This window comes from Bradyrhizobium sp. LMTR 3 (assembly GCF_001693485.1).
Lineage (GTDB): Bacteria > Pseudomonadota > Alphaproteobacteria > Rhizobiales > Xanthobacteraceae > Bradyrhizobium.
In genome coordinates, this window is sequence record NZ_MAXC01000012.1 from 376,811 (window position 1) to 394,089 (window position 17,279).

Genomic DNA, 17,279 nt, shown 5'->3' on the forward strand with positions numbered 1-17,279 from the left:
CGTCCGGCCTGATGGACACTGAAACGAATTCAGCCCGTCTTGCCGTCGTCAAAACTGACGATCACAGCAGCGTTGGCGATGATGATGGAGTCGCTTCCGCTCTCGGCGGGAATTTCCAGCCCGCCAGTGACCGCCGTCACGTTCACCGTCCCGTACGGCAGCTCCTTGGCCACCGCTGCCGTATCCACCCCGCTCGGGTCCGGCACGGCAATCGTGACGTCGACGAACATATCGTTGGCGGTCTTTCCCAGCATCCGGAAGAAGCCGAGGCTGGAGTGGCGGATGGCGTCCGAGACGGCGCGCTTGGCGGCCTTGGTCGCATCGCGTCCGTGAACGTCGACGCCCATGCCCATTTCGGTGATACAGCGAACGCGTGCCATCGGGTTTCCTCTTGTCGTTTGTCGCGTGGTCGTTTTCGGCCAAGCCCCTTTCTCAATCCTCGCTTACGGCCACGACGTCAAGCCGCGGCGCAGAAGTGTACGACGGACGTGCGTATGCATCTCGCGGCGTGATTTCGCCCGAGATATGCGGAAATCTCGGCGCCCGGAAAATCAGAGGGCGCAGGGAATGCCGGGTGCTTTGCTGCACCCGCGGTCTCGTGTGCAAATGCACTTAGGAAGTGCGCACACGAGCATACAGGTACAGCCGGAGCAGCCCGGCATTCCCTGCGCGATGGTTTGACGGCTTATGCCGAGCTCTCCCTGGAGACGAATTCCTTTTGCCTCCATCACCGACGAATTAGCGGTTCATCGAACCCGGTCGGGTTTCGAAGAACCTCCGCCGGCTTGACACCAGCCACGGGTGCCAGGACCACACGGTTTTGCCGTACGCAGCTTCCTCTGCCAGAGATTTCAACCAGCCAAGTGCTTGCCAGCCGAAATTCTGGCGGAGGCGTTTAAGCGCCGTACGTCTGCGCGCTGTCGATCGCTCACGGGTAACCGCCCTGCGATCACATCCACGCGCCCGACGCTGCCGCGTCCACCGCAACCCGCCCCAACGTCAGTGACGATGGCCAACGCCCCTCTTCTTCGGGACGGGATGGCCGGAGTTTTACCGGTGATTTGGGTCTGGCGCGAAGCGGAATATTTTTGATTCCAGGGCTTGACGTGATTTCTGAAAAACAGAAGTGATTTGCCCCTCGGATGTCACCCCTAATTCGTGCAGGAACCGATATCGGCCAAAATCGTTTTCGGTCGGGGTCCAATTCGAGGATCAGTCTTGCAAGGCGACTCTGAAATTCTGTTCTGGCGCCGAACGGACGTCGTCGGCCTGGAGCGATTGAGGCTCCATGTTTCCGCTGACGCGGTCTTGGCAGAATCGACTGTGATCTGCGTGGAGGACGGCGGCTTTCGCCTCGACCACCGATGGAGACTGACGTCTGACTGGCGAGCTCAATCGCTGGACGTAGACCGATGGGGCCCGGCCGGCCATACTCACCTCACCCTTGAGCGGACGGATGGCGGGTGGTGCGTTAACGGCCAACAACGTCCCGATCTCGACGGTGCGGAAGAGCCCGACCTTTCGGTCACCCCCTTCTGCAACACCTTCCCTATCCGCCGGACACCTGCCGGCGCCGGACAGAGCCGCACACTCGACACCTGCTTCGTTGACGGAGCGGCTATGACGGTACAGCGCTCCCGTCAACGATACGACCGTCTCGGTCCGGATCGGGTGCGTTACGTGGATCTCGGGGTCTCGGCAGGCTTTGAGGCGGACCTCGAGGTAGATAATCGGGGTCTGGTGCTTCGCTATCAGCACCTTTTCGAACGCGTGACACCTGTCTGACGAAGGCGTCAGCCTACCGAAAAACACCACATCCTGCCGAGCTGATCAATCAGCGAAGCGCCATCACGAGCCCGAGCAGGCCTCCATTTTGCGCGCGGCTTCACGGCCGGTCCGCTCAAGAACCTCCTTCGGATCGCCTGGCTGGACGAGGTGGATACGCGTGCCGCTCTCGCCTGCGCCCAGACCGGGTTTCAAGATCTGCTGACCATCATAATGCCCGCCATTCTGGGTGCGGTACGCGATCGGCTGGTCGCTGAAGAGTCCCGTGATGCGACACTTATAGGCCTCGGCGACGGCGGGCCATTCGGCCTCGGTCAACCTGTCACTCTGATAGACGGCGAAGGGTGGCAGGACCTGGATGCCCGGGTAGAACATCATACCATGCTGGATCGGCCACAGCAGGTCGTCAAGCCGCCCATTCACGCCGCGCTCGCCATAGTGCGGCGCGCGTCCACCGATCGTGACTGACAGCATCGCGCGGCGCCCGCTTAAAGTACCTTCGCCGTACCGGTCACCCCATCTTTCGCCGCCATGGACACCGACGCCATACGCAAAACCGTAGGCGAAGACGCGGTCGACCCAACCCTTCAAGATGGCCGGCATGCCGAACCACCACATTGGAAAACTCAGCACAACGGCGTCGGCCCACAGAAGCTTCTGCTGCTCGGCTTCAACATCGGGTGACTGGGTACCAGTCGTGAACGCATGATGCGACTCCGCGACGTAGCTGAGGCGACCCGGTTGCGCCTGCTCGAGGAAATCCCCGCGATCGGCGACCGCCTTCCAGTTGGCCGCATAGAGATCGGAGACCTGCACCGCATGCCCCTGTGCGGCGAGAGTTTCAACCGCTAGATCCTTCAAGGCGCTGGTGAGTGATTTCGGTTCCGGATGGGCATGAACGATAAGGACGTTGCTCAAAGACGTTGCTCCTGTTGAGGCTAGAAACGCGCTTGTGGCGCGATAGGCTCAACATGGTGGGCAAAATCACGAAGGCGAACGATCAAACCCCGGAAACGTCATATGTTCAGCAATGCTGAACTCAGGCGCGCTCGACCTCCTTCATCATCATCCAGGCCATGTCCGTCAACGCTTGCGGCGACAAGCGCGTGGCTGGCCCACTGAGCCCGATGCTCGCACGAACCTCACCACCCTCGCGCCAGGGAATAGCGACGCAATGTAGGCCCGGCTGGTAATTCTCGAGATCGAGCGCGAAGCCCCGCGTGGCGACCGTTTTGATCTCGGACAGAATATGCGGACCGAGCGCGTCGGCACGGCTGGCGAGGACGCGCTTACCAAGCCCGGGCATGAAGGCGAGGAACACGAGCCCGACCGCCGATCCTTCCAGCGGCTCGCGTACGCCGATAGGACATGCGCCTGCCTTCAATGCGTGGGAGGATTCTATCGCATCGAGGTAATAGACTTCATCTCCGCTCGGCACGGCCAGATAGACCATCTCGCCCGTGCGCTTTGCCACCGATTCGAGCACTGGGCGCAGTCGGCCGCGAAGCGCACCATCGTCTCCGGCAATCCGCGCCAGATTGAGAATGCGGCCGCCAAGATGATAGCGCGAATCCCCGACGCGGCGGTGCACGTAACCAAGCTCGTCCAACGTCTTAAGAAGGTTGTGCGCGGTCGTCTTGCCGAGCTTCGCCTGCTCGGCAATATACTGCAGTCGCGCGGCACCGCCTTCCTCTGCGATAATCTCGAGGATTGCGGCCGCGCGCTCGATGGATTGAATTAGCCTGACTTCCGACATCACGCATTCGTTAGTGACAGATATGGTCCGCTAACATCGGCGTGGTGCACCCGGACGACAAGTCCATCCATGTTGATTATTTGCGGCTGGGCAGCAGCTCAACGCGGCCCATCTTGGCGAATTTCGTGGCCGCCGGATCGAGATCACTGTCAATGGAATGTTAGAGGCCGCAGGAATTTCGCGCACCTGATGACGTCGCGCTGCCCGCTTCATCGGCGCGAAATCAGCTTCAGCCAGGGCGCTGAATGGAAGGCGCTCATCAGCAAGTACATCGGTACCATGCCGCCCACCGGCGATGCGTTTGCAGCCGAGCAAAGCGGATCCAGCGGACCACCGCCAACCACGGCGGTAAGCAGCGCCATGATTGCGAAGGTCGGCGCGGCGGCAAGCGATAGCCATCTGGCTATGCCGGCCGCGGCGCCGTCTTGGTCACAGCTCGCAGCGCCTCTCTGGTTGCTGTGAGAGGCCTCGCTCATCCCTTCGTGCCTGCGCTCTGCTTGCGGAACGCGGCCTCTCCGGCGTCCGACACCTCGACCCACCTCTTGTCGGGCGCTGCGCCTTCGATGTAGCTGTCGTGCCAATTCCACCATTTGTAGGTCGGAGTCTGAGGATATCCTTCGGGCGAGTCCTCCCAGACCTCCTGGCGGCCGAGCGGTGTGATGTCGAGGTAATTCCAGGTGCCTCCCATCTGCTCATCGCCGCGGTTGTTGATGAAGTAGGTGCGGTAGATCTTGTTGCCGTCGCGGAAGAACACGTTGGTGCCGTGCCATTCGCCGACGTCGAAGTCGGCGTCGAAACTGTCGGTGATGGTGTACCAGGGGATCATCTCCCATTCCATTCGCTTCTTCAGCCGCGCGATGTCCGGCTGCGGCGCGCGCGAGGCGAACACGAGCGTCGTATCGCGGGCGTTGAGATGGGCGACATGGGCGACCTGGTCGGCCACCATCGAACAGCCGCGGCAGGCATGGTCGGGCCAGCCGAACACGCCGGGCTCGAAGAAGGCGCGGTAGAGGATCAACTGATGACGGCCTTCGAACAAGTCGCGCAAGCTCGCCTGGCCGTTGGGCCCCTCGAACCTGTACTCCTTCTCCACGGCCAGCCACGGCATCCGCCGGCGCTCGGCGGCGAGCGCGTCACGGGCGCGGGTCGTGGCCTTTTCCTTCACGAGCAATTGCTGGCGGGCCGCTTCCCATTCCTGTGCCGAAACGGTGTGAATCTGCATGGCTAACCTCCTGTTTGTTGGGACGTCTGTTACTTGAGCTTCGACTTGCAGCGTCAGGCCGGCAGACGCGCGTCGTATTCCTTCATGAGGCCGCTCCAGCCATCCCAGAACGGCGCCGGCTCCTCTCCGCTCGCACGGGCGACCAGAACATCGAGATGCATGTGCCAACCGGCCATGTGCTTGAGCAGCGTGGCGCGGTCGGGGAAGCGCCGATGGATGACCGTGAGCAGCACGCCCTTGCCTTTGGGCTCCAGTTCGAACGTGACGTCACCGGTACTGTTCCAGGTGATCGACAATTTTCGGGGTGGATCGAATTCGGTAATCCGGCTCTGCATGCGATGCTCGCCGCCGAAGCCGGCCGGGCGCTCGCCCGGCGGGTCCGTCAATTCGTCGTTGCGCCAGACGAGCTCGAAGGGCGCGCCGACCTTCGTATCCATGTCGCCTGCCGCCATCCATTTGCGGCGCAACTCACTGTCGGTGAGATAGGCCCAGATACGCTCGATCGGGCCGGGCAGCAGCCGCTGGATTTTCAGCGTCGTGGGCTCGGGCAGGCTGCCGTACGCGTCGGGCTTTGTCGTTGAATTCATCGCTCTACTCCGTCGCCGACTTTGATTTGGATTTTGCTTTCGCCCGGTCTTCTTCGCGCAGCAGAGCTTCCAGCCTGTCGAGGTTTGCGGTCCAGAAACGTTCGTAACGCTTCAGCCATGCATCGGCTTCCGCGAGCCGCGCCGCCTCGAGGCGGCAGAGATGGGAGCGGCCGCGGATCGTGCGTTTGACGAGACCAGCGTTCTCCAGCACCCGCACGTGTTTCGAGGCGCCGGCGAAGCTCATGTGAAACGGCGTCGCCAGTTCCCCGATCGTCAGCTCCCGTTCTGCCAAACGACCAAGCATCGACCGCCGCGTTGGATCCGCGAGGGCGTGAAAAACGGCGTCGAGATGGGCACCACGTTCAACCATGTAGTTTAACATAGTCGCGCGACGCTAATTGTCAACCAATCGGTTTAACGTTTTCGTGATGAAGTTTGGGCCTAGCCGTCCGGCACGGTGTACACGGCGCAGGGCGACGCAATGCCGCGCAGCGCATGCGTTCCCAGCGGGATCAGTTTTGTGGTGGTTTCGGCGGCGAGTGCGCTTGATATCAGCACCGTTCGGCCGAGCGGCCGACAAAGCCCTTCCAGCCGGCTCACCAGATTGACCGCGGGACCGATCGCCGTGAAATCCAGCCGGTCGGCCGCGCCGACATTGCCCCACAGAATTTCGCCGAGATGCAATGCCACGCCGAACGACAGCGGCGGCAGCCCCTGCTCTCTCCGTGCGTCGCCGAGATGCGCCATTCCGGCCTGCGCGGAAGCTGTGGCCCGGAGCGCAGCGTCGCAGGCATCGCGGGGAGATGGACCGGTAACCGGAAAGATCGCCAGCACGCCGTCGCCGATGAATTTCAGCACCTCGCCGCCAAAGGCATGGACAGCGCCGGCAATGCAATCGAACCAGGCGCCGAGCGCGGCAATCACCGCCGCGGGGGGCTCGGCCTCGGATAGTGCCGTGAAGCCGCGGAGATCGGCAAACAGCAGCGCGGCCCGGATCGTCTCGCCGACCTCGCGCCGCAGCGGCCCCGCCAGCACGCGCGCGGCGCTCCGTTTGCCGAGATAGGCTTCGAGCGCAGCGGTCACGGTCGCGCGCGCCGAAAGCGCGGCAAGCGGCGCCGCAGCGAAGCGGGCGGCATCGCGCAGGCGATCAGACTCCGATTGCGTGAACGGCCGCGGTCCAATCCAGCCAAGCATCGGCTCGTCCGATGCCGTGCTCACTTTATCTTCATGCACCGCTCCGCCCGCGAGCCCGGCCAACCAGCTCCGGCCGGCGTCGCCGGACAAATTCCCCGCCGCGCCGAATCCCGCCGGAGCGAACCCTACGGCCTCGATCACTGCCCCATTCCCGGCGCGCCATAACCAGGTCCGGCGGGCGACGATCGGATGCGGCACGGCGAGCGTCAACGCACCGCCGGCGAGCGGCACGCCGTCCTCGATCAGGCGCGTGCCGAGTTCGGCCAGGAACCGGTCGGCGCCCGGCGAAGCGCTGGCTGCATCGACCAGCCATGTCAGCGTCGGACTAAGTTGCATGGATCGATCATGCGGCAGCGACGTTGCATTGTCACCCACGGCACTTACCTTATGCACTCGCCTTAGGCACTCGCTGGTTGCATCAGCGTGTCCTGCCAACGACCCACGAGGTTTTCGATGACTGAATCGTTTGTGCTCCAGCGCGAGACCCACATCGCCGCACCCCGCGCCAGCGTGTTCGCCTTCCTGACGGACCCTGAGAAGATCGTGCAATGGATGGGCAGCGAGGCCGTGACGGAGATGCATCCGGGCGGCATGTACCTCCTGAAAGGGGTCGGCAGCTCCACGGCGCGCGGCGCGTTCCGCGAGGTCGTGCCGGTTCACCGCCTCGCCTACAGCTTTGGCTGGGAAGGCAACGAGGAAGTGCCGCCGGGATCGAGCCTGATCGAGATCGATCTGATCGAACGGGACGGTGGCACGCTGTTGCGCATGACCCATAGCGGCCTGCCCACCGAGTCAACCCGCGACGCCCATTCCAAGGGTTGGGCGCATTATCTCGACAGGTTGACCAAAGTAGCCGCCGGCCAGGACCCCGGACCGGACCGGGGACCGAGTGGCACACGCAACGTGTAAGGACGATGTCGGCGAAGGCGTGCATCGCTGGACGATCAGTCCTGTTTCTTCAACACCGTCACGTGGAGACGGCGCCGGATTTCCATCCCCTGCCGCCGGTAGAGCGCGATGGCCGAGTGATTGTTGGTGAAGACGTGCAGGAACGGAATTTCGCCACGCGATACAATCTGGCGCGAGATGGCGGATAGCAGCATCTGTCCGTAGCCGCGGCCGCGATGGGACGGATGCACGCAGACGGCGGTGATCTCGGTGTATTGAGCCGGCTTCATCCGCTCGCCGGCCATCGCGACAAGCTCGCCATCGACGCGGATGCCGAGAAAGGTGCCGAGCACATGGGTCCGCGCGCTGAACGGGCCCGGCTTGGTCAGCGCGGTCAGCTCGATCATCGCGGGAACGTCGTCGACACCGAGCGTGACGATATCGACGCCATTGGCTGGTGTTTCAACCGGCGTTCCAATCATCTGTTCGCCGGTGTCCGCCAGCGCGATCTTGAATTCGGCAGGCGGGTTCACGGGATCCGGCGTGAACAGCACGGCGATGTCCTGCGGCGACATCAGCCCGGCGAGCACAGCAAAGCTTTCAGGCGACATGTCCGCCATCGCTGCGAAGGGCGTGATCTCGGTCGGATAGCGCCGCGCGCGGGCATCGCCTTCGGCCAATGCCTGCTGCGTGGTCGTGAGCGCAGTCCAGATCGGATAATCGAGGGGGTGGCTGGAGCTGTCGTGAACGGACATCAGACTACCTTCGTTCTCACTCAATGGCACGACAACTTTAGCGGTAATCACTGAAGTCGGCCACCTTGCCGCCCTCCCGGACCTCGGCGGTGTAGCGCCAGATGTCCGGGCGCGAGCCGTCGATATCCGTAAAGCCATAGTGACGGGCGAGTTCGCCGGAGCTGACCGATTTCTGATTCCACCTGCCGCGATCGGGATCGGCGGCGAGCGCAGCCACGGCGCGGCCGACATAACGCGGCGATTCCGACAGCGCGAAATCGGGCGGCGCCTGATGTCTGCCGCCTCCCCGCTCCGCCAGCGCCTCGCGCCAGGTCGCTTCGGTGACGCCGAAATTCTCCAGCATCATCTCGGAGCGCAGCCATCCAGGCGTGATCGCAACCGTCGTGGCCCCGTGCGGCGCGAGTTCATGACCTTGCGAGTAGGCGAGACGGTTCACGCTCTGCTTGACGAGGTCGTAGAACACCGAGATCCGATAGTGCTGCGCATTGTAGTCGGCGGTGCCGTCGGTGACTTCGACGAGCAGGCCGCCTGCTTTCGCGATCAGCAGCGGCAGCAGATAATGCGATGTCACCAGATGCGTCTCGATGCCGAGCCGCAGAATCCGCAATCCCTTTTGCAGGTCGAGCTTCCAGATCGGCGTATTCCATTCGGCGGGCCCGCCCTTCAGCCGTTCGGCGCCCCAGATGTCGTTCACCAGCACGTCGATGTGGCCATGCTCGGCGCGGATACGCTCGGCCAACGCCGCGACCTGCAAAGGTTCGAGGTGATCAACGGCGATAGCGACGCCTTTGCCGCCGAGGCTGGTCACGAGCTCGGCCGTCTCCTCGATCGTCTCCGGCCGGTCATAATCGGATCGGGTTGGAGCATCGGCGCGAGCGCTGCTGCGCCCCGTGCAGATCACCGTGGCACCTGCCTCTCCCAGCGCGGCGGCAATGCCGCGGCCGGCGCCGCGCGTCGCGCCCGCCACCACGGCGATACGTCCGGCAAGCACGCCTTCATGTGAGACCATGCTCATCCTCCCCTCACCTTCACGCGCCGATGCAGTCCGATTGCATCGAAGCGCCTGCGCGCATCACTCCGCTTTCTCTGCCGTCGCCCTGATCAGATTGTCACGGAGCGTGACGACGTTTTCCTGCAGCCGCGCGAACTCGTCGGGCTTCAGTCCGGTAGAGGCCACGAGATTCATGTGCATGCCCTTCTCGCGCAGCCGGCGGCCGGCCTCGGTCAGGCTGATGCGCACCTGCCGCTCGTCCGAGGGATCGCGCTGGCGGCGCAGATAGGCCATCTGCTCCAGCTTTTTCAGGATCGGCGTCAGCGTGTTGGATTCCAGGAACATCTTCTCGCCAAGCTCACTCACGGTCTGGCCATCTTGCTCCCACAACGCCACGATCGCGATCCATTGCGGGTAGGTCAGGCCGAGTTCGTCGAGGCCCTTTTTGTAGGCCCGCCCGAAGGCAAGGTTGGCCGAATAGATCGCAAAACAGAGGAAATCGCCAAGCCGCCGCTCGCCTGCGGCCGGCTTCGGCTTCTGGCTGGCCTTTGAATTATCTCTCGAATTGCCCCTGGAACCGGTCCGGGGCCCGTCGCTCAGTTTCATGGAAGTCGTCCTTTCCGACACGAACATGTGAAGTCTCGCACCCATATATATCGCATCCGATTAAATCGGAAGGATTGACATTACAGGCCTGAGGCGCGCTTTATACATCGCATACGATCTTATCGTACACGATATTTAAACACGGTGCGAGGGAAACATTCCCGCCACCACAACATCAAGGAGAGAACCATGTCAGACCTCAAGGAACGCACCAGCACCACTTCCCCCGAGACCAAGGCCGCTTCGGCGGTTGACCTGAAGCTCGAAGTCATCGTCATCCCGGTTTCCGACGTTGAACGCGCCAAGCAGTTTTATGCAAACCTCGGCTGGAGGCTCGACGCCGATTTCGCCGGCCCTGACGACTACCGCGTGATCCAGTTCACGCCGCCCGGCTCCAACGCCTCGGTCATCTTCGGCAAGAACGTCACCCCTGCCGCGCCCGGCTCCGCGCAGGGCCTCTATCTGATCGTCTCGGACATCGAGGCCGCCCGCAACGAGTTGCTCGGCCGCGGTGTTGCGATCAGTGAAGCGTTTCACGCCGGCGGCAACGTGCATGTCGGCTCGGATGAGCCCTATCTGTTCGGGCGGGTCCGGCTGAGCGGCCCGGATCCGGAACGCGGCAGCTACCGCTCCTATGCCTCGTTCAGCGATCCCGACGGCAATGGCTGGCTGCTGCAGGAAGTCACCACGCGATTGCCCGGGCGCGTCGACGCTAACGCGACGGCCTTCAATTCGTCGGCTGATCTCGCGAGCGCACTGCGCCGTGCGGCCGCTGCCCATGGCGAGTACGAGAAGCGCAACGGCGGCCAGCACGATGAGAACTGGCCGGACTGGTACGCCGAATACATCGTCCGCGAGCAGAGTGGCCAGCAGCAGGCGGCATGAGCTGGCGTCGCGATCGTTGCACGCAAGTTCGATGAATTTCCAAATCAAGGAGATCAACATGACCAGGATGAAGAACTTTCAAATCGCGGCAATGGCAGCGCTTGTCGCCGGGGCCGTTCTGGCGCCGTTCAGTGCGCAGGCGCAGCAGAACGGAGTTACCCGAACCGATCTGCAGCGGCACGATCTCAGCGCGCCGGGGCGCGAGGCCATTCAGGTCCGCGTCGATCTCGCCCCCGGTGTGGCGTTCGGCAAACACGCCCATCCCGGCGAAGAGGTGATCTATGTCCTCGAAGGCCAGCTCGAATATCAGATCGAGGACAAGCCGCCGGTCACGCTGAAGGCCGGCGACGTGCTCTTCATTCCAGCCGGAACGGTGCATTCGGCCAGGAATCCCGGCAGCGTCAAAGGCAGTGAACTCGCTACTTACATCGTCGAGAAGGGCAAGCCCCTCCTCACATTGGTGAAGTGACCGTAGCAGCCTGCACCTACGAGGAGAGCCCGACATGATCGAGATTGCGTTGGCATTTGCGGCAGGCCTCCTGACGGCGGCGGCCCCCTGCATCCTGCCACTGCTTCCGGTCTTGCTGGGCGCCTCCATCGGCCGGGAGGACCGCTGGCGACCGCTCTTTCTCGCGGCCGGATTCATTATCGCCTTCTCCGGTTTCGCGATCTTGTTCGGCTCCTTCTCGACCGTGCTTGGCTTATCGCACGACACGCTGCGGACCGTCTCCGTCGTCCTGCTCGGCAGCTTCGGCGTATTGCTGTTGTGGCCGCAGCCATACGAGCGGCTCATGACGAGGTTTCACGGCCTGCTCTCGTTCGCCGACAACATCGTCGCGCGCGCCGGATCAGGGAATGCAGGGGGTCTCGTTGTTGGACTGGCGCTCGGCGTGCTCTGGACGCCGTGCGCCGGGCCGGTGCTCGGCTCCATTCTCACGCTGATCGCAACATCTGAAAACCTGACACGCGCTGCGCTGCTGCTTGTCATCTACGCTGTCGGAGCCGGCATTCCGATCCTCCTGATCGCCTACGGCGGACAATACGCGACCACGCAAGTGCGTAGGCTTGCGCCCTACACTGTCGCCTTGCAGCGAACATTTGGCGCGGCGGTGCTCCTCGTCGCGCTGGCCTTCTACACGCAATACGACAGCATCGTCGCCGTCTGGTTTTCGGTGCTCTATCCGAATCTTCAACTGGGATTATGACAATGCGCAAGCTTCTCAGCCTGACTGTCCTCGCTTTCGTTGCCGTTCTTGCCATCGCGCAATTTGGCCCCTCCGCGCTGCTCAGCAACGAAACCACGCGGCAGGACTCCCGGCCCGCGCCGGAGTTTTCCGGGATTTCCGCCTGGCTGAATTCGCCGCCGCTGACGGTGGAGAGCCTCCGCGGCAAGGTCGTGCTGGTTCAGTTCTGGACCTACTCCTGCATCAACTGCCTTCGCACGTTGCCCGACGTCACCAAATGGCATGAGCAATACAAGCACAAAGGCCTTGTCGTGGTCGGCGTGCACACGCCCGAATTCGCCTTCGAGAAGGAGCGTGCGAATGTCGAGACCGCCATCAAGCGCCTGGGCATTCATTATCCTGTGGCGCAAGACAATCAGTATCGCACTTGGCGCGCCTTCGGAAATCAGTACTGGCCAGCCGCGTATCTGATCGACAGGTCCGGAACGATTGTCGCGACGCAGTTCGGCGAGGGCGGCTATCAGCAAATCGAAAACGCCATCGCGCGCCTTGTCGGCGAAGCCATGCCCACCGCGCAAATAACGGATCCGGATTTGAGCGCTGTCGCAACGCCCGAGTTGTATCTCGGTTCTGAGAAGAACGATGGCGCCATCGTCGAGACGCAAGAAGCGGCGCGCGGCGAACGGGCCTACGCGCTGCCGGACAACGTGCCGCCGAACCGGTTCGCCCTCTCCGGCGTCTGGAACGTGACGGGCGATCGCGCCACCTCCTCGGCAGACGGCGACGAAATCCTGCTTCGCTTCAACGCGCCCAAAGTCAATCTGGTCGCTGGCAGTGCGTCGCCGCAGACATTGTCCGTGACTGTCGACGGGACGCCCCAGCCGCCAGTCACCATCGATGGAAGCAGGCTTTATCCCCTCTACAGCGGCACCGGCGGCGAGCACGTGTTGCGCCTGAAAGCGCCCAAGGCTGGCCTGAGCGCGTACACCTTTACGTTCGGCTGAACGTGATCGAGCGGCCCTAGTGGAGTGAGCGCAGTGTGCGTGGAGCTACCACGCATCGTCATTCCGGGGCGATGTGAAGCATCGAGCCCGGAATCCATTTCACCACTGAGCATGCGGTCCTATGGATTCCGGGTTCTCGCTTCGCGAGCCCCGGAATGACAGACGACTTGACCTGCTGCGCCTTCATGCAATATAAATAGTTACATGAAGCGAGACAGTAGACTTTCAGGCGTACTCCACGTGCTGCTGCACATGGCCGAGCGGAAGGAACCGGTGACTTCCGAAGCGCTCGCACGGGCCATGGACACCAATCCCGTTGTGATCCGGCGGATCATGTCCGGCCTGCGCGATCAGGGCTACGTGCGATCGGAGAAAGGACACGGCGGCGGATGGACCCTCGCCCGCGACCTCGCGACGATATCGCTGCGGGATGTCTATCAGGCGCTCGGCCAGCCTTCGCTGTTCGCCATCGGGAACAGAACGGAAGCACCCCGCTGTCTTGTCGAGCAGGCCGTGAATGCCGCGCTGGACCGGACGTTCGACGAGGCGGAGGCGCTGTTGCTTTCGCGCCTGAGTGCCGTGACGCTTGCAATGTTGAGCGCCGATTTTCAGAAGCGCCTGGGCGACCGGCGCAACCGTCATCGTCTGGAGACCGCCCATGCATCATGACGCGGCCGCCAACGCCTTGTTGGCCCACTTCTCTGATCCCGAGGCGGTCGCGCGCTATGCGCATGGACCGCCGCGCTTCGTACCCGGCTTTGCGGACCTTCACCGCATGACCCGCATCCTGCTGGCCGAGCAGGCTGCGCAAGACGCACGGGTCCTGGTGCTCGGCGCGGGTGGCGGCCTGGAATTGAAGGCATTGGCGGAGGCAGAGCCGCGCTGGCAATTCGTTGGCGTCGATCCCGCCTCCGAGATGCTGAAGCTGGCCGAGCAGTCGCTGGGGCCACTCAATGCGCGCGTGCAGTTGCAGCAGGGCTATATCGACGATGCGCCCGATGGACCGTTCGATGCCGCCGCCTGTCTACTCACGCTGCATTTCCTCGATGTCGACGAACGGCGGCGGACGGCCTGGGAAATCCACCGCCGCCTGAGGCCCGGAGCGCCGTTTGTGGCCGCCCATTCCAGTTTTCCGCAGCAGGACAGCGAGCGGACGCGATGGCTATCGCGCTATGCCGCCTATGCGATCGCCTCCGGCGCCGATCCGAACCAGGCCAACACGGCGCGTGCGGCGGTCGAGGCGCGCTTGCCCGTGCTCGGTCCAGAGCAGGATGCGCAGATTCTGCGTGAGGCCGGGTTCCGGGATGTGGAGTTGTTCTACGCCGCCTTTACCTGGCGCGGCTGGATTGCGTATGCGTGAAACTTGGTAGTCAGGCGTCCTGATTCAGTTGTCCAGCAACAAATCATGACCATCCGTCCGATTGTCAGATATCCCGACCCTCGCCTTGCGCTCCCGGCGCAGCCGGTGACCGTGTTTGACGACGCGCTGCGCGACCTGGTGAGAGACCTGCTCGAGACGATGCACGCTGCGCCCGGCATCGGCATCACCGCACCGCATATAGGCGTCTTCCTGCGGGTCGTGGTGCTTGACCTCGACCCCATCAATGGCGCGCGCACCTATATCAATCCCGAGATCATCTGGGCCTCGCCCGAAATGATCATGCATCAGGAAGGCAGCGTCTCGATGCCCGGAGTTAACGACGAAATTCGGCGTCATGCGCGCGTTCGGATCAGCTATCACGACGTCGACGGCAATTCACACACCGAAGAATCCGATGGGCTCCGCGCCGTCTGTCACCAGCACGAGATCGATCAGCTCAATGGCCTGTTCTGGATCCAGCGACTGTCCCGCCTGAAGCGCGAGCGGTTGATCAAGCGTTTCGAGAAGCTCTCCCGGGGTTGAGAAGAAACGCCGTCATTCCGGGGCGATGCGAAGCATCGAACTCTGATGTGCAATTGCACATCAGGGTTCTCGCTTCGCGAGTCCCGGAATGACAGGGAGTTTACGCCGGGACCGGCACGGGCCGCGCCACCATCATCGGCCTGAACGTCATCATGATCAGGAATGCGCCGAGTCCCATGATCCACGAGCCGATATAGAGCCAGGCGTAGCTGGCAAACGTGTCGTAGATCAAACCGCCGGCCAAGGGTCCCGTCGCCATGCCGAGGCTGCCGGCCATCGCGGTGCCGCCGATCACGGTGCCCATCATCCGCAGTGGAAAGTTTTCGCGCACGAGCACGGCATAGAGCGGCATGGTGCCGGCATAGAGGAAGCCGAACAGCGCGGCGACCGCGTAGAACGCAGCGAGATCGCGCACGAAGACATAACCGAGTGCGCCGAACGCCTGCGCCAGCAAGCCAAAGACGAGCACGCGCTTGGCGCCAAAGCGATCGCCGAGCAGGCCAAAGGCGATACGGCCGCCCATCCCCGCCAGACCCTCGATGCTGTAGATGGTGACGGCGGCGATCATCGGGATGCCGCAACTGATGGCGTAGCTCACGGTATGGATGATCGGGCCTGAATGCGTGGCGCAGCAGAAGAAATTCGTCAGCAGCAGGATGATGAATTGCGGCGAGCGCAGCGCCTGCGCCAGCGTCATCTCCGGTTCTGCCGGGGCGCTGGATGGCGCGGACGCCCCGCTCTCGAGCGCCGGCGCGCGGCGCACCAGCAGCGAAACCGGGATCATGATCGCGGCAACGACGAGCGCCACGATCTGCATCGAGGTGCGCCAGTCATGGTTCGAGACCAACCAGGCGGCGAGCGGCGACATCGTCATTGGCGCCATGCCCATGCCGGCGGAGACCAGCGACACCGCAAGGCTGCGATGGGTATCGAACCAGCCGGTCACGCAAGCCATCATCGGCGCGAAGATCGCAGCCGTCGCGGCGCCGACCATCAGCCCGAAGACGAATTGAAACACGACCAGCGAGGTCGCAAGGCTCGCCAGCCCCAGGCTTGCCGCGAGCACGACCGAACCGGTCAGCACCACCGGCAGCGGCCCAAGCCGGTCGGACAAGTTGCCCCAGATCATGCTGGTGAAGGCCATCGCGAGAAAGCCGATCGTCATCGCGCTGGATACGCCGGTCACCGACCAGCCGGTATCCCGCGCGATCGGTTGCAAAAACACCGGCAGCGAAAACATTCCCCCGATCGCGACACAGCCAAGCAGGCCCCCGGCCGCGACAATCACCCAGCGATAGTGAAAATTGGTCATTCCTGATCTCCTGACAGCCTCTTCGGCTGGAAGACGAACGGAATGGGCCGGAGCCGACAGGCCGAGGGCCGCCGCAGCTCACTTTTTTGCGAGCGAGGCGGATTCGTTCTGCTGATACATCTGGGCTTCCATATCTTACCGCTTGCCAGCGAGTGCCCTGCGGAACACGACGGACATTTGGTGTGACGGGGCTACGCCCAAGCTCAAAACGTCCGGAGAAGGCACCGTGCGAGCTACGAGCAACCGCCTAACCGTTATTGGAGCCCCGACAAGCGCCGGGGCATATGCCCCTGGGCAGGAAAAAGCACCCGAAGCATTTCGACGCCATGGATTGATTCCCGCCCTGGAGCGGGTCGGATGGCAAGTTCGTGACATGGGCAACATTCCCTATTTTCGTTGGCGTCCGGACCCCGGCAATCCGAATTCGATGAACCTGGGAGCCGTGCGTGAAGCCGCGAGAGCCCTCTCCCAGCGCGTCGCGCGCGCTATGGCGGATAGCGAGGCGGCGCTCGTCCTTGGCGGCGACTGCACCATCGAATTAGGGGTCGTTGCCGGCACGCTGATCGACGATGCTTCGGTTGGATTGATCTATATCGATGGTGACGCAGATCTCAACGTGCCAGAAACCGCCGAAGGCTCACTCGACTGGACTGGCATCGCCCACATGCTTGACCTGCCCGGCGCGCTTCCTGATCTGAGCGGTCTCGCATCGCGACGGCCAATGCTTCGTCCCTCCGAGGTGCTGCTATTCGGCGCTCATGAGATCACAGCGCCCGAGTCAAGAACGATCGCCATCAATGACATTGGACACATTGTTCTGGCGGAGATCAAAGCAGACCCGGTGGCTGCAGCCGAACAAGCAAGGACCTGGGGGCGCCGCTTTGATCGTCTGCTCGTTCATATCGACATCGATGTGCTTGCCTTCACATCGTTTCCGATTGCCGAGAACGTCCGCTACGGCGCGCGCGGCACCGGTCTCGAATTGGAGGAGCTTGGCAAGATACTTGGCATCCTCCTGGCAGCACCGAACTGGCGTGCACTTACCATAGCCGAGTTGAATCCAGATCACGCACCTGATGAGACCGCCGCATTTGGCAGCCTCATTGCTATGCTGACGCAGGCGCTCGCGCCCGTTGCAGCCGCCGATAGGTAGGAACTACGCGATCGGAGTATGTGCCAGGCCGCAAATTACGAGTTGGCCGTGTAT

The 17,279-nt window shown here is 62.9% G+C and carries 22 protein-coding genes; 10 read left to right on the top strand and 12 right to left on the bottom strand.

Annotated features, from left to right (window positions below; genetic code table 11):
• Positions 1-29: 29 nt before the first annotated feature.
• Positions 30-380, bottom strand: coding sequence for a Lin0512 family protein (locus LMTR3_RS11355; RefSeq protein WP_065745116.1), 351 nt, complete (start codon positions 378-380; stop codon positions 30-32).
• 838 nt (positions 381-1,218) lie between these two features.
• On the opposite strand from LMTR3_RS11355, the gene LMTR3_RS36200 reads away from it, so the two are divergent.
• On the top strand, positions 1,219-1,785 hold the full coding sequence (locus LMTR3_RS36200) for a putative glycolipid-binding domain-containing protein (RefSeq protein ID WP_084029535.1): 567 nt from the start codon (positions 1,219-1,221) through the stop codon (positions 1,783-1,785).
• A gap of 63 nt (positions 1,786-1,848) precedes the next feature.
• Here LMTR3_RS36200 and LMTR3_RS11365 read toward each other — a convergent pair whose 3' ends face one another.
• The 7 genes from LMTR3_RS11365 to LMTR3_RS11395 all read right to left on the bottom strand — a co-directional run bounded on the left by LMTR3_RS11365 (position 1,849) and on the right by LMTR3_RS11395 (position 6,880).
• Positions 1,849-2,703, bottom strand: a complete 855-nt coding sequence (locus LMTR3_RS11365; protein ID WP_065745118.1) for an NAD(P)H-dependent oxidoreductase — start codon at positions 2,701-2,703, stop codon at positions 1,849-1,851.
• A 121-nt stretch (positions 2,704-2,824) separates the two neighbouring features.
• Positions 2,825-3,541, bottom strand: a complete 717-nt coding sequence (locus LMTR3_RS11370) for an IclR family transcriptional regulator (protein ID WP_065745119.1) — start codon at positions 3,539-3,541, stop codon at positions 2,825-2,827.
• Between the two features lie 209 nt (positions 3,542-3,750).
• Entirely contained in the window at positions 3,751-4,017 is a 267-nt protein-coding gene (locus tag LMTR3_RS39125; RefSeq protein WP_084029536.1) for a hypothetical protein, read from the bottom strand.
• The gene (locus tag LMTR3_RS11380) at positions 4,014-4,763 is read right to left on the bottom strand and encodes a DUF899 domain-containing protein (protein ID WP_065745121.1); all 750 of its coding nucleotides are present in this window, start codon (positions 4,761-4,763) and stop codon (positions 4,014-4,016) included. The genes LMTR3_RS39125 and LMTR3_RS11380 overlap by 4 nt, the downstream gene beginning before the upstream one ends.
• Before the next feature lie 53 nt (positions 4,764-4,816).
• Positions 4,817-5,350 (bottom strand): SRPBCC family protein, encoded by a 534-nt coding sequence (locus tag LMTR3_RS11385; protein WP_065745122.1) that lies wholly within the window; start codon positions 5,348-5,350, stop codon positions 4,817-4,819.
• Positions 5,351-5,354: 4 nt separating this feature from the next.
• Positions 5,355-5,720, bottom strand: a complete 366-nt coding sequence (locus LMTR3_RS11390; RefSeq protein WP_176721861.1) for an ArsR/SmtB family transcription factor — start codon at positions 5,718-5,720, stop codon at positions 5,355-5,357.
• A 71-nt stretch (positions 5,721-5,791) separates the two neighbouring features.
• A complete protein-coding gene (locus tag LMTR3_RS11395) occupies positions 5,792-6,880 on the bottom strand; it encodes an adenylate/guanylate cyclase domain-containing protein (RefSeq protein WP_065745124.1) in 1,089 nt (362 codons plus the stop codon).
• Positions 6,881-6,997: 117 nt separating this feature from the next.
• On the opposite strand from LMTR3_RS11395, the gene LMTR3_RS11400 reads away from it, so the two are divergent.
• Entirely contained in the window at positions 6,998-7,453 is a 456-nt protein-coding gene (locus LMTR3_RS11400; RefSeq protein ID WP_065745125.1) for an SRPBCC family protein, read from the top strand.
• A 35-nt stretch (positions 7,454-7,488) separates the two neighbouring features.
• Here LMTR3_RS11400 and LMTR3_RS11405 read toward each other — a convergent pair whose 3' ends face one another.
• The 3 genes from LMTR3_RS11405 to LMTR3_RS11415 all read right to left on the bottom strand — a co-directional run bounded on the left by LMTR3_RS11405 (position 7,489) and on the right by LMTR3_RS11415 (position 9,784).
• Positions 7,489-8,187 carry a GNAT family N-acetyltransferase gene (locus tag LMTR3_RS11405; protein WP_065745126.1) on the bottom strand — a complete coding sequence of 233 codons (699 nt, stop codon included), beginning with the start codon at positions 8,185-8,187 and terminating at the stop codon, positions 7,489-7,491.
• A gap of 37 nt (positions 8,188-8,224) precedes the next feature.
• Complete coding sequence (locus LMTR3_RS11410; RefSeq protein WP_210184688.1) at positions 8,225-9,196, bottom strand: SDR family oxidoreductase; 972 nt, start codon at positions 9,194-9,196, stop codon at positions 8,225-8,227.
• Between the two features lie 63 nt (positions 9,197-9,259).
• Positions 9,260-9,784 (bottom strand): MarR family winged helix-turn-helix transcriptional regulator, encoded by a 525-nt coding sequence (locus tag LMTR3_RS11415; protein WP_065745610.1) that lies wholly within the window; start codon positions 9,782-9,784, stop codon positions 9,260-9,262.
• Between the two features lie 189 nt (positions 9,785-9,973).
• Here LMTR3_RS11415 and LMTR3_RS11420 point away from each other — a divergent pair, with 189 nt between their 5' ends.
• The 7 genes from LMTR3_RS11420 to LMTR3_RS11450 all read left to right on the top strand — a co-directional run bounded on the left by LMTR3_RS11420 (position 9,974) and on the right by LMTR3_RS11450 (position 14,760).
• A complete protein-coding gene (locus tag LMTR3_RS11420) occupies positions 9,974-10,669 on the top strand; it encodes a VOC family protein (protein WP_065745128.1) in 696 nt (231 codons plus the stop codon).
• 67 nt (positions 10,670-10,736) lie between these two features.
• Positions 10,737-11,138 (top strand): cupin domain-containing protein, encoded by a 402-nt coding sequence (locus tag LMTR3_RS11425; protein ID WP_065745611.1) that lies wholly within the window; start codon positions 10,737-10,739, stop codon positions 11,136-11,138.
• Between the two features lie 34 nt (positions 11,139-11,172).
• Positions 11,173-11,874: a cytochrome c biogenesis CcdA family protein gene (locus tag LMTR3_RS11430; RefSeq protein ID WP_065745129.1), complete on the top strand. Its 702-nt coding sequence runs from the start codon at positions 11,173-11,175 to the stop codon at positions 11,872-11,874.
• A gap of 2 nt (positions 11,875-11,876) precedes the next feature.
• Positions 11,877-12,857: a thioredoxin family protein gene (locus LMTR3_RS11435; RefSeq protein WP_065745130.1), complete on the top strand. Its 981-nt coding sequence runs from the start codon at positions 11,877-11,879 to the stop codon at positions 12,855-12,857.
• A gap of 204 nt (positions 12,858-13,061) precedes the next feature.
• Positions 13,062-13,526: an Rrf2 family transcriptional regulator gene (locus LMTR3_RS11440; RefSeq protein WP_065745131.1), complete on the top strand. Its 465-nt coding sequence runs from the start codon at positions 13,062-13,064 to the stop codon at positions 13,524-13,526.
• Positions 13,516-14,217 carry a class I SAM-dependent methyltransferase gene (locus tag LMTR3_RS11445; RefSeq protein WP_065745132.1) on the top strand — a complete coding sequence of 234 codons (702 nt, stop codon included), beginning with the start codon at positions 13,516-13,518 and terminating at the stop codon, positions 14,215-14,217. Before LMTR3_RS11440 ends, LMTR3_RS11445 begins: the two co-directional genes overlap by 11 nt.
• 45 nt (positions 14,218-14,262) lie before the next feature.
• Positions 14,263-14,760: a peptide deformylase gene (locus tag LMTR3_RS11450; protein WP_065745133.1), complete on the top strand. Its 498-nt coding sequence runs from the start codon at positions 14,263-14,265 to the stop codon at positions 14,758-14,760.
• A gap of 100 nt (positions 14,761-14,860) precedes the next feature.
• Here LMTR3_RS11450 and LMTR3_RS11455 read toward each other — a convergent pair whose 3' ends face one another.
• Positions 14,861-16,072, bottom strand: a complete 1,212-nt coding sequence (locus tag LMTR3_RS11455; RefSeq protein WP_065745134.1) for an MFS transporter — start codon at positions 16,070-16,072, stop codon at positions 14,861-14,863.
• 226 nt (positions 16,073-16,298) lie between these two features.
• Here LMTR3_RS11455 and LMTR3_RS11460 point away from each other — a divergent pair, with 226 nt between their 5' ends.
• Complete coding sequence (locus LMTR3_RS11460) at positions 16,299-17,225, top strand: arginase family protein (protein WP_065745135.1); 927 nt, start codon at positions 16,299-16,301, stop codon at positions 17,223-17,225.
• Positions 17,226-17,279 lie beyond the last annotated feature (54 nt).

What these genes read in the sequence shown, in the direction of transcription:
- LMTR3_RS11425 (WP_065745611.1), top strand. Translation starts at nt 10,737, where the DNA reads ATGAAGAACTTTCAAATCGCGGCAATGGCAGCGCTTGTCGCCGGGGCC.
- LMTR3_RS11430 (WP_065745129.1), top strand. Translation starts at nt 11,173, where the DNA reads ATGATCGAGATTGCGTTGGCATTTGCGGCAGGCCTCCTGACGGCGGCG.
- LMTR3_RS11385 (WP_065745122.1), bottom strand. Translation starts at nt 5,350, where the DNA reads ATGAATTCAACGACAAAGCCCGACGCGTACGGCAGCCTGCCCGAGCCC.
- LMTR3_RS11370 (WP_065745119.1), bottom strand. Translation starts at nt 3,541, where the DNA reads ATGTCGGAAGTCAGGCTAATTCAATCCATCGAGCGCGCGGCCGCAATC.
- LMTR3_RS11445 (WP_065745132.1), top strand. Translation starts at nt 13,516, where the DNA reads ATGCATCATGACGCGGCCGCCAACGCCTTGTTGGCCCACTTCTCTGAT.
- LMTR3_RS11405 (WP_065745126.1), bottom strand. Translation starts at nt 8,187, where the DNA reads ATGTCCGTTCACGACAGCTCCAGCCACCCCCTCGATTATCCGATCTGG.
- LMTR3_RS11450 (WP_065745133.1), top strand. Translation starts at nt 14,263, where the DNA reads ATGACCATCCGTCCGATTGTCAGATATCCCGACCCTCGCCTTGCGCTC.
- LMTR3_RS11400 (WP_065745125.1), top strand. Translation starts at nt 6,998, where the DNA reads ATGACTGAATCGTTTGTGCTCCAGCGCGAGACCCACATCGCCGCACCC.
- LMTR3_RS39125 (WP_084029536.1), bottom strand. Translation starts at nt 4,017, where the DNA reads ATGAGCGAGGCCTCTCACAGCAACCAGAGAGGCGCTGCGAGCTGTGAC.
- LMTR3_RS11455 (WP_065745134.1), bottom strand. Translation starts at nt 16,072, where the DNA reads ATGACCAATTTTCACTATCGCTGGGTGATTGTCGCGGCCGGGGGCCTG.
- LMTR3_RS11380 (WP_065745121.1), bottom strand. Translation starts at nt 4,763, where the DNA reads ATGCAGATTCACACCGTTTCGGCACAGGAATGGGAAGCGGCCCGCCAG.
- LMTR3_RS11410 (WP_210184688.1), bottom strand. Translation starts at nt 9,196, where the DNA reads ATGGTCTCACATGAAGGCGTGCTTGCCGGACGTATCGCCGTGGTGGCG.
- LMTR3_RS11440 (WP_065745131.1), top strand. Translation starts at nt 13,062, where the DNA reads ATGAAGCGAGACAGTAGACTTTCAGGCGTACTCCACGTGCTGCTGCAC.
- LMTR3_RS11395 (WP_065745124.1), bottom strand. Translation starts at nt 6,880, where the DNA reads ATGCAACTTAGTCCGACGCTGACATGGCTGGTCGATGCAGCCAGCGCT.
- LMTR3_RS11355 (WP_065745116.1), bottom strand. Translation starts at nt 380, where the DNA reads ATGGCACGCGTTCGCTGTATCACCGAAATGGGCATGGGCGTCGACGTT.
- LMTR3_RS11420 (WP_065745128.1), top strand. Translation starts at nt 9,974, where the DNA reads ATGTCAGACCTCAAGGAACGCACCAGCACCACTTCCCCCGAGACCAAG.
- LMTR3_RS11390 (WP_176721861.1), bottom strand. Translation starts at nt 5,720, where the DNA reads ATGGTTGAACGTGGTGCCCATCTCGACGCCGTTTTTCACGCCCTCGCG.
- LMTR3_RS11435 (WP_065745130.1), top strand. Translation starts at nt 11,877, where the DNA reads ATGCGCAAGCTTCTCAGCCTGACTGTCCTCGCTTTCGTTGCCGTTCTT.
- LMTR3_RS11415 (WP_065745610.1), bottom strand. Translation starts at nt 9,784, where the DNA reads ATGAAACTGAGCGACGGGCCCCGGACCGGTTCCAGGGGCAATTCGAGA.